Here is a 2,479-nt window from a genome sequence, read left to right as displayed (position 1 = left end):
GGTAGTCCCCCCGCTTTTAACGGAGTTCAGAAGTAGAGGTCATGCCGCGATGGGCAACTTCTGTTTCGGCGGTACGCCGCCAATGGCCGTGTTCGGCCGCTCGTGATTGTATGACCAGAGCCACTTCGTTGCATACTCCTGAACATCGGCCACCGTCTCGAAGAGGTAATGGGCGAGCCAGTCGTATCGAACCGTTTTGTTGTAACGCTCAATGTACGCGTTCTGTTGCGGCTTGCCGGGTTGGATAAACTGCAGAACGACGCCGCGTCGAACGGCCCAGTCCCTGAGCGCATCGCTGACATATTCCGGCCCGTTGTCGCAACGGATCTTCGACGGCTTGCCGCGCCACTCGATTACCTGATTCAGGGACCGGATAACGCGTAGCGCGGGCAACGAGAAGTCCACCTCGATGCACAGGCCTTCCCGGTTGAAGTCGTCGATCACGTTGAACAGCCGGATGCTACGGCCATCAGCGAGCTGATCGTGCATGAAATCCATTGACCAGCACTCGTTCAGTGCCTGCGGCACAGCCAGCGGTTCAGGCTGCTCACGCACCAGCCGTTTGCGTGGCTTGATCCGCAGATTCAGCTCGAGCTCGCGATAGATGCGATAAACACGTTTGTCGTCTAATTGGTCAACAAACCCGATTCACTGTGGTCTTTGTCGTCTTCGTAGTCACGTGGAGCACGCGCTACAACATGCAGCCAGACGTCGCACTCGCCCCGATGTGATTCACGCTATCCAAACATCGGTAGCAAAGCGTGTCTCGGAGTCGAACGTGGCGACGAACTCAGTTTTCTCGGTAAAGCTAACCAATAAGAATTGTGCTCAACGGCAAGTGGAGGTTAGGCAGACACAACGGCACTCGTATCCTTATACAGCTCTCCTGATTTCCAGATACTCATCATTACGGTCGACAATTTTCGCGCGAGTGCTACAACCGCTTTTTTGTACCCTTTAGTCTGCCGGATTGCACTGGCCCAACGCGCAAGGCGGGTTTCTTTTCCGTAGCGCGACAGCAGGCACGAAGCTGCTTCGTATAGCAATGATCGAGTATATCGATTTCCCTGTTTTGATATAGCCCCGTTTCTGTCGACATCACCCGATTGATATTTTTTGGGAGTCAAACCTAGGTACGCGCCGACGTCCGAAATTCGGCGAAAGCGAGTGGGATCATCAATGGCAGTCTTGAATGACAACGCGGTCAGTACACCGACCCCAGGGATTGACATGAGTGCCGCGCAAACAGGATCCCGGCAAGCTTGCTTCTCCAGCATCTTGCTGCACTCCCTGATTTGTTGATTTAAGTGCCGCCACGTATCTAGAAGCATCAGCACGACCGACTTCACGGCTTCCACCGATGGGTCTGCAGCCAAAACCTCGCGCCGAAAAATCTCGTTACGTCCAGGGGAAAGAACAACGCCAAAGGTTTTCAACAAACCACGAATCTGATTGTTGATTGAAACTCGTACACGGACAAGCCTTTCCCGGGCAGTAAGCATCAGCCTTTGATTGTGACACTCGAGGGTCTTGACATACGTCGGTCGATACCAGCTGGTACGAACCAGATTCGCGATGCCGCGCGCGTCATTTCGATCGGTTTTGTTCAACTGGACCGTAAGTGCTGCGTGTACGTGTCGCGCATGAATGCAATCGATATCAACGTTAAGTCTACGCAGAGAATGAAATAACCAAACCGAGAGAGGCCCTGTTTCCATACCAACTTTAGCATTTCCATAGCCCTTCGCTTCAAGAAAATCCCTGATCAGCTCCGGTCGGGTTTCAACCATGCCGTGAAGAGCTACTCGCCCGTCACCGTCAACAATACAAACCGCTGTTTTCTTCTGTGCAACATCAAGACCGACATAGGCGCTCATGGTAGTTCTCCAGGAGATGGAAGATGCGTTTAGATTACCGCATGTGATTCCAGGCGAAGCCCTTGACGTTGCGCAGGTACAGGAAGCACAGGCCAAAGCCCCAGTTGCGCTGGTTGTGCGTCAGTTTCACAAGCCATTCAGCGATCACGCTGTTTTCCGCGCAACGCTTTGCCTGGTAGCGGTAGCAGGTCTCGCTTACGCCAAACGCCTCACAGGCCGCCCGTACGCTCATTGCGCGATCCTTCACTGCACGCATGGCCATCTCGCGGCGACGAGATGGCCTCACCACTTTTTTTCAAGCGCCTCGCGCACCACTTCGGCCTTGAGTCGCTCTTCGGCGTACATCTTCTTGAGCCTGGCGTTTTCCGTCTCAAGCTCCTTCATCCGGCTCATCAACGCCGCGTCCATGCCGCCGTATTTCGAGCGCCATTTGTAGAAGCTCGCGCTGCTCATGCCGTGCTCGCGGCACAACTGCGGAACGGGTGTTCCGGCTTCGGCCTGCTTCAAAATCCCGATGATCTGGCTTTCCGTGAATCTGGACGTCTTCATGCAAAATTCCCTGTCGATCCTGCTGCTAGAAAATTCTACCTTGAACACCCGTT

The 2,479-nt window shown here is 54.1% G+C and carries 1 protein-coding gene and 2 pseudogenes; all 3 read right to left on the bottom strand.

Translation table 11 applies throughout. From position 1 onward, the window contains the following. Window positions 1-39: 39 nt before the first annotated feature. Window positions 40-621: pseudogene (locus P3T43_RS35570) on the bottom strand (IS3 family transposase); the annotation flags it as partial. A 224-nt stretch (window positions 622-845) separates the two neighbouring features. Then, complete coding sequence (locus tag P3T43_RS35565; RefSeq protein WP_429285655.1) at window positions 846-1,877, bottom strand: IS110 family transposase; 1,032 nt, start codon at window positions 1,875-1,877, stop codon at window positions 846-848. Window positions 1,878-1,914: 37 nt separating this feature from the next. Next, window positions 1,915-2,426, bottom strand: a pseudogene (locus P3T43_RS35560) (transposase); the annotation flags it as partial. Between the last annotated feature and the right edge of the window lie 53 nt (window positions 2,427-2,479).

This window comes from Paraburkholderia sp. GAS41 (assembly GCF_050436545.1).
In the GTDB taxonomy this organism is placed as follows: domain Bacteria; phylum Pseudomonadota; class Gammaproteobacteria; order Burkholderiales; family Burkholderiaceae; genus Paraburkholderia.
The sequence above is the reverse complement of the archived record's forward strand: the minus strand, read 5'-3'. Positions and strand labels throughout refer to the sequence as shown.